The following is a 6,675-nucleotide window of genomic DNA, read 5'->3' on the forward strand; positions in this document are numbered from 1 at the left end:
AGCCAGACCAGCGGCGCCCGGCCGCCGCCGGGTACGGGTCGGTCCCACAGGGGTGCGCGGCGGGCTTCCGGCGGTGGCACCACACCGGCCGCCAGGGCGGCCCCTGAATCGATGTTCCGGTCGGCGGATCGGCGTTCCTTCATGGCTGCGGTCATGATGCCACTCCAGCAAGCAGGCGGCGATACGCGCGGCGTGTCTCGGCGGCCAGCTCGCTGTGCCGCACCAGCTCCCCCCGCGCGAGGTGTGCGTCATAGGGTATCTCGACGATCTCGTTCACCCAACCGTCCAAATGCTCGCGCAAATGTTCAGCGATCCGAGAATCGCTGCCGGGCAACTGATGTGAAACGACGATCGTGGTGTCGCCGACAATTCCGTCGCCGGGGCCCTCACCCTGCCCGCCGAACTGATCGTCGAGCCACTCCAGGGTGACCCGCAGCCGGTTGGCGGCGTCCACGCGCGCCGGAATCGCCAGCACCAGTGCGATATCGGCGTCCTCGAGCAGCGGGCGCAGGTGCCGGCTGGCGATCGGATTGCCGCCGTCGTAAACCGGGGTGTACCCCGACTCCCCGAGGGCGCGCGCGACGGTCAGGTAGGTGGCGCGACGGCGCAGCGGCGCGGGATCGCGCCACAGCAGCCCGATTCCGGACGTCGCCCGCGAGAGGCACTCCTTGAGCGGGGCGGGCTCGTCGTCGCCGCGGCCGTAGAGCCAGGCCTGCAGGCTGATCGGGCTCAAGTGCTCGTCAGCGCCGCGCAGCGCCAGGTCGCTGCCGGCGAAAGTGCCGTCCACGGCCACGGTTCGGTCACCGGCGGCGCCCAGCTCCCCCGCGATGCCGAGCGCGGTGGTCGTCGTCCCGGCACCACCGCAGCCGCCCACCACCAGAATCGGGCGCGGGGCGGGCCCGGCCTCGCCGGAATCGCCGCGGCGCTTGCGCAAGCGCACCACCGGAGTCTTGGAACGCGCGGCACGACCCGACGATTCGCCCACTTCGGGCACCTCGTCGAGCCAGCGGCTCCAGTCCTGATCCATCGTCTCCGCTCTCTTCTTATCCGGCCGGAACGCCCGCGGTGGGTCCATGGTCGCCGATGATCGCGGGGGCCGTCATCTCGTTGTACGCCGCCGCGACCGCGATCGGGTGAGAACCGGCTCCGGCGCCGGGTTCGCCGAGGGATTGCGCCGAGCCGCCATGGGAATTCAGCACATACAGGGCAACTCCGCCGACGATGGCCAGCAAAACAATGGCAACGATCAGGAAGGCGAGCGTGAGCAGCCGCCGATCCGGGAGACGTTGGGCGAGTGCGGGTTCGGGGGTCTCGACGGCCTCGCGCCACTGCGCGGAGGTGTCGATGGCCGGAATGGCGGGTTCACCACTGTCCGTGGGGAATTCGACGACGGTGTTGCCGCGGTAGCGCGGCGGCGGCGTGTAGGAACCGCTCTCGCCGGTCGCGGTCATCCAGTCCGACCAGGTCCCGTCGAAGCGATTGCGCCGCAGCACCGATTCGGGCACCGGCGGCAGTTCGACCTCGGGCTCGGTGTCGTGAATGTAGTGCGGGAAGCGGGCGGGACCGGCGCTCTCGTCGAAGGCGGGCGTCTCGGAGGCCGCGTCGCGACCGGGCGGTTCGGGGGTGGCCGGGTCGAGGGCCGGGTACCAGCGCGACTGTTTTTTGTACGACTTCAACATTCCCGCTGCGGGCACGTCGCTCGGCATCGTCTGACCCTCTCGGCGGTCGGTCGTGGCTGACGGTGTGTTGTCGTCGGTGATCGGTGGTACCGGGTGAGCCCGCCGTTACCACGTCGCCACCGGCTCCGCGTCCGAACGGTCCCGATCGGAAATTCTCTCGCATGAACAGGATTCCAACGACTCGACGCGCCGGACGACACTCCGTTCAATCCGCGCGCGTGCGCGAGTAGCAGGGTTCGTACGGTCCCGTGAACGCCACGCCGACGGGGCGGTCTTCCCTGCGATCCGAGCGGAATCTACATTAACAAGACCAAGAATTTTGGAGGTTTTGTGAAGACAGCAGATATCGTCGCGGTTGTGACCGGCGGCGCGTCGGGACTGGGCATGGCCACCGTGCGGGAACTGCACTCGGCCGGCGCGAAGGTCGTTATCCTCGACCTTCCCTCGTCCGACGGCAAGGCTTTCGCCGAGGAACTCGGCGAGCGCGCGGTGTTCGCCCCCGGCGACGTCACCAGCGAGGCGGACGTGAGCGCCGCGCTGGATGCCGCTCAGGAGCTCGGCACCCTGCGAATCGCGGTGAACTGCGCGGGAATCGGCAATGCCGTCAAGACCGTCGGCAAGCAGGGCGCGTTCCCGCTGGAGGCCTTCTCCAAGATCATCAACGTTAACCTCATCGGCACGTTCAACGTGATCCGCCTGGCCGCCGAGCGCATGTCCGCGGTCGAGGAGGCCGACGGCGAGCGCGGCGTCATCGTCAACACCGCCTCGGTCGCGGCCTTCGACGGCCAGATCGGCCAGGCCGCCTACTCCGCCTCCAAGGGCGGCATCGTCGGCCTGACCCTGCCGGTCGCCCGCGACCTGGCCTCGTTCAAGATCCGCGTCATGACCATCGCGCCGGGTCTGTTCCACACCCCGCTGTTCGCGACCCTGCCGCAGCAGGCCATCGACGCGCTCGGCGCGCAGGTGCCGCACCCCTCGCGCCTGGGTGACCCGGCCGAGTACGCCGCGCTGGTCCGCCACATCGTGGAGAACCCGATGCTCAACGGCGAGGTCATCCGCCTCGACGGCGCGATCCGCATGGCCCCGCGCTAACCAGCGGAATGGGCGGATGGATCAGGCGTGCGCCGCCTGCTCCATCTCCCAGGGGGCCTGCGGCAGCACCGCACCGGTCTCCAGCAGCGATTTGAGGTTGGCCAGCACCGCGGGCCAGCCGCTCGAAATGCCTTGTAGCATTTCCTCGTTCGGCAGATTCTCGTGGGTGACGGTGAGCCGGACGATATCCTGATGCGGCTCGATCAGGAACGTCACCACCGAGGGCGAACGCTCCTCCTGCGGGGAATCCTCGAAGGTGACGACCAGCCTGCTGGGCTGGTCGGCCTCGAGCACGGTGCCGACGACATCGAGCTTGCCGGAGCCGTCGACGCGGCGGTGTTCCCAGCGCGAACCCTCCTGCCAGTCCGACACATTCGCGTGGCCCCAGTACTGGGCGGTCAGATCGGCGTCGGTCAGTGCCTTCCACACCTGCTCGGCGCTGGCGCGGATATAGGTGACGTAGACGTAGTTCGGCACGGTGGTGGTCATCGCGTACTCCTCTGCCTGGTTCTTGATGGCGCGCAGGACATCCAGCCGGGGGCGGTCGAAAACGGAGATCCAGCGCTGTTCGATGTCGTGAATCGGGGTCGGATTGATGTAGTGCACCCGTTCGCGGCCCCGGCGTAGCACGGTGACCAGCCCCGCCCGCTCGAGAATGTCGAGATGCTGGGTCACCGACTGCCGGGCCATCGCGACCCGCTCGCACAGTTCGCGCAGCGTCTGACCGTTGTGCTCGCGCAGCCGGTCGAGCAGTTGGCGGCGGGTGGCGTCGGCCAGAGCCTTGAAAACCGTGTCCATGTCGGGTTCGGGTTGCACGACCCAAATTATGCAGGCATTTACCTGCATAAGTCAACGGGGGGTGGCGCGCACGCCGGGACGCACCCCCGGTTACGTGGGAATTTCGTTCTCGGACATGACAATCCGCGTTTCAGCCGTCAAGATGGTCAACGGCCTTCAGCCGAACCGACATCGTTGTCTCTTCAGCGCCTCCTGCCGTGGCGCGGACAGGAGTGCCCGTGGCGACCACGCCGCAGCCCTCACACCCCGTGCCCGTGGGCGAGGATCCCGCGTCCTCGGTGATCGTGGAGACGATCCCCCCGGCCCGCATCGGGACCCGGCTCGTGCACCCCGTCCTGCGCACCACACTGCAGCAGTTCCTGCGCGCCGGCGCCTGGGTCGCCGATCTCGGCCCGCGCCCGGCCCACCTGATCTTCCGGGTCACCCGCCTGTCCGAGCAGCCCGCCCGGGTCATGGGCACCCCGCGCGGCACCCGCCGCGAAACCCTGCGCTTCGAGCACTTCGAGGCCGAATGGCTGTGGAGCGCACCGGTTCCCGATCCGCGCGTGGACCGCGACGCCGCCATCCTCTACCTGCACGGCGGCGCGTTCATCGCGGGCGGCCTGCACAGCTACCGCCGCCACACCGCGCGTCTGGCCGCGCTGAGCGAGCTGCCGGTGCTGACCGTCGACTACCGCCAGCTGCCCGACGCGCACCCCAACGAGAGCCTCGCCGACGCGCTCACCGCCTACCGGCACCTGCTCGACGAGGGCTTCCCGCCGGAGAAGATCATCGTGGCCGGCGATTCCGCGGGCGGCGGTCTGGCGCTGCGCCTGGCGCTCACCCTGCGCGAACGGGAGCTGCCGCTGCCGGTGGCGCTATCGGTCACCTCGCCGTGGGCCGATTTCGATTCCACCGCCCGGCTCGCGCATCCCAACAGCCGCTCCGACGCGGTGCTGCCCGCGCTCGGACCCGACATGGTGGTGCGCCGCGGTATCGCGGTGGACGGCGACCTGGACCCGGCGTGGTCGGTGGTGAATCACGACTTCACCGGGCTGCCACCGATTTTCCTGCAGGTCGGGTCCCGGGAGATGCTGCTGACCGACGCGCTCGCGGTGGCGCGCCGGGCCGAGGCGGCGGGGGTGCCGATGCGCCTGCAGATCCGGCCCAGCGCGCCGCACACCCTCATCCACCTGGGCGCGGATCTGCTCGCCGACGGCCGCGACGCCGCCCGCGACGCGGCCGAGTTCCATCGTGCGATGATCGATCCGGGTCGCCTCGGCCGCAGCGCGGCCTGACCGCGCGCACCGGCGGCGGCCCGACCCCGCGATCCGAGAGGCTCCGATGTCCCAGCCCGACACCGCTTCCCGCCCCGCCGTCCTGGTCACCGGCGCGGCCGCCGGAATCGGCCGCGCCATCGCCGCCCGCTTCGCCCGGGAGGGCTGGACGGTCGGGCTCTACGACATCGACGCCGACGCGGTGGCCCGCACCGCCGCCGAGCTCGGCGGGCACACGATCACCGGCGCGTTCGACGTCACCGACGCAGCGGGCTGGGATCGGGCGCTGAAGGAATTCGCCGACGCCACAGGTCGTCTCGATCTGCTGGTCAACAACGCGGGCATCCTGGTATCGGGAGCGTTCGGCGAGATCGAGGTGGCACGCCAGCACCGCGTGGTGGACGTCAATGTGAAGGGCGTCCTCAACGGCTGCCACGCCGCGCTCCCCTATCTGCGCCGGACACCGGGCAGCCGGGTGATCAACCTGGCCTCGGCATCGGCGCTCTACGGCCAGCCCGGGCTGGCCGTGTACGGCGCGACCAAGGCCGCGGTCCGCAGTCTCACCGAGGCGCTCGACCTGGAGTGGCGACAGTACGGGATCACGGTCAGCGATCTGCTGCCGCTGTTCGTGGCGACCGAGATGATGACCGAGGTGAGCCGCGGCTCGAAATCGGCGACCACCCTCGGTGTGCGGCTGACCCCGCAGGATGTGGCGGAAGCGGTGTGGCACACCGCCTCCGGCCGCGGCCCGTTGCGTGGCCCGCACGTGCTGGTCGGACTACAGACCAAACTCACCGGTCTGGCGATGCGGCTGTCGCCGCCGTTCGTGACGCGCGCGATCGTCGGCTGGATCAGCAAGGCCGATTCGCTGCACTGACGCGGTCAGAGGGCGGCCATGTCGCCCACGACGAAGATGATCAGGCCCGCCGTCATCGCCAACGCGCCCGCCAGGCCGAGCGGCATGGTCCGGGCCTTCTCCGCGAATTCGTCCTCGATTCCGGTCAGCCAGTTGATGGTGTCCTTCGCGGCGATGAGTACACCGGCGCTCACCACCAGCCAGGCGGCCGTGATGTTCCAGCCGTCGGGCAGGTCCGAGAGCCGGGCGGCCCAGACCAGGCCGAGCACCAGCGCGCCCTGCAGGACGGCCCCGACGTGGGCGACGTTGAGATAGCGGGGTGCGGGCGGATTGCCCGTGCGCTGCCGCAGCGCGACCAGAGGATATCCCAGTAGCGTCCCGTAGGTGAGGGTCAACAGTCCGCCGATGATGAGGATCTTGTCCGTTGCCGTCATGACGACCCCTTCCGGATGGCTTCACGATAGAAGCGCCCGTCCGGGGTCGCCGGGGTTCGCCCGAATCGATGCCCGACCTTGATCCGGCATCAGCCGGTGGCGGTCCTCCCGCTCGCCGCGGTCCGCACGGCCAGGGCGAATCGCAGTTCGCCGCGGCGGGCGACGGACAGTTTGCGGTACACCCGAGTGAGGTGCTGCTCGACCGTGCTGGTGGTGATGTCCAGGGTTTCGGCGATATCGCGATTGCGGTTCCCGCTCGCGGCCAGTTCGGCGACGCGCCGCTCGGCCGGGCTCAGGGTCTCGAAGCCGTTGGCGCTCAGCGGGTCTCGCGATCCCGGAGCGGAGTCGACCTGCAGTCGGGCCAGGAGCGGTTCCGCGCCGGAGGTTTCGGCGAGCCGCGCCGCCTCACGCAGGGGCGGACGCGCCCGATCAGCCTCCCCGAGCGCGCGGTAGGCGGCCCCGAGATCGGCCAGCACGGTGGCCAATTCGAGTTCGTCGCCGCCGGCGCGGGCCAGCGCCGCCGCGCGCCGCAACAGGGTGACCCGGCGCAGCGGGTCGGA

At 70.1% G+C, this 6,675-nt stretch carries 8 protein-coding genes; 3 read left to right on the forward strand and 5 right to left on the reverse strand.

Annotated features, from left to right (window positions below):
- Window positions 1-151: 151 nt before the first annotated feature.
- Window positions 152-1,027 (reverse strand): MinD/ParA family ATP-binding protein, encoded by an 876-nt coding sequence (locus ACWELJ_RS32660; RefSeq protein ID WP_452369933.1) that lies wholly within the window; start codon window positions 1,025-1,027, stop codon window positions 152-154.
- 16 nt (window positions 1,028-1,043) lie between these two features.
- A complete protein-coding gene (locus ACWELJ_RS32665; RefSeq protein WP_452369934.1) occupies window positions 1,044-1,676 on the reverse strand; it encodes a hypothetical protein in 633 nt (210 codons plus the stop codon).
- Window positions 1,677-2,009: 333 nt separating this feature from the next.
- Between ACWELJ_RS32665 and ACWELJ_RS32670 the strand changes: the two genes are divergently transcribed.
- Window positions 2,010-2,771, forward strand: a complete 762-nt coding sequence (locus ACWELJ_RS32670; protein ID WP_452369935.1) for a 3-hydroxyacyl-CoA dehydrogenase — start codon at window positions 2,010-2,012, stop codon at window positions 2,769-2,771.
- A gap of 21 nt (window positions 2,772-2,792) precedes the next feature.
- On the opposite strand, the gene ACWELJ_RS32675 is transcribed toward ACWELJ_RS32670, so the two are convergent.
- Window positions 2,793-3,569, reverse strand: coding sequence for an ArsR/SmtB family transcription factor (locus ACWELJ_RS32675; protein ID WP_452369940.1), 777 nt, complete (start codon window positions 3,567-3,569; stop codon window positions 2,793-2,795).
- Between the two features lie 218 nt (window positions 3,570-3,787).
- Here ACWELJ_RS32675 and ACWELJ_RS32680 point away from each other — a divergent pair, with 218 nt between their 5' ends.
- Together ACWELJ_RS32680 and ACWELJ_RS32685 are read left to right on the forward strand one after the other, a co-directional pair.
- Complete coding sequence (locus ACWELJ_RS32680; RefSeq protein WP_452369936.1) at window positions 3,788-4,846, forward strand: alpha/beta hydrolase; 1,059 nt, start codon at window positions 3,788-3,790, stop codon at window positions 4,844-4,846.
- Between the two features lie 46 nt (window positions 4,847-4,892).
- Window positions 4,893-5,702, forward strand: coding sequence for an SDR family oxidoreductase (locus ACWELJ_RS32685; RefSeq protein WP_452369937.1), 810 nt, complete (start codon window positions 4,893-4,895; stop codon window positions 5,700-5,702).
- Between the two features lie 5 nt (window positions 5,703-5,707).
- Here ACWELJ_RS32685 and ACWELJ_RS32690 read toward each other — a convergent pair whose 3' ends face one another.
- Window positions 5,708-6,115, reverse strand: a complete 408-nt coding sequence (locus ACWELJ_RS32690) for a hypothetical protein (RefSeq protein ID WP_452369938.1) — start codon at window positions 6,113-6,115, stop codon at window positions 5,708-5,710.
- An 89-nt stretch (window positions 6,116-6,204) separates the two neighbouring features.
- The coding region (locus tag ACWELJ_RS32695) for a helix-turn-helix transcriptional regulator (protein WP_452369939.1) at window positions 6,205-6,675 on the reverse strand (471 nt) is incomplete at its 5' end.

The organism is Nocardia sp. NPDC004582 (genome assembly GCF_053602115.1).

Bases quoted from the DNA above. Each gene is read 5' to 3' on its own strand.
- ACWELJ_RS32690 (WP_452369938.1), bottom strand. From the start codon at position 6,115: ATGACGGCAACGGACAAGATCCTCATCATCGGCGGACTGTTGACCCTC.
- ACWELJ_RS32685 (WP_452369937.1), top strand. From the start codon at position 4,893: ATGTCCCAGCCCGACACCGCTTCCCGCCCCGCCGTCCTGGTCACCGGC.
- ACWELJ_RS32675 (WP_452369940.1), bottom strand. From the start codon at position 3,569: ATGGACACGGTTTTCAAGGCTCTGGCCGACGCCACCCGCCGCCAACTG.
- ACWELJ_RS32660 (WP_452369933.1), bottom strand. From the start codon at position 1,027: ATGGATCAGGACTGGAGCCGCTGGCTCGACGAGGTGCCCGAAGTGGGC.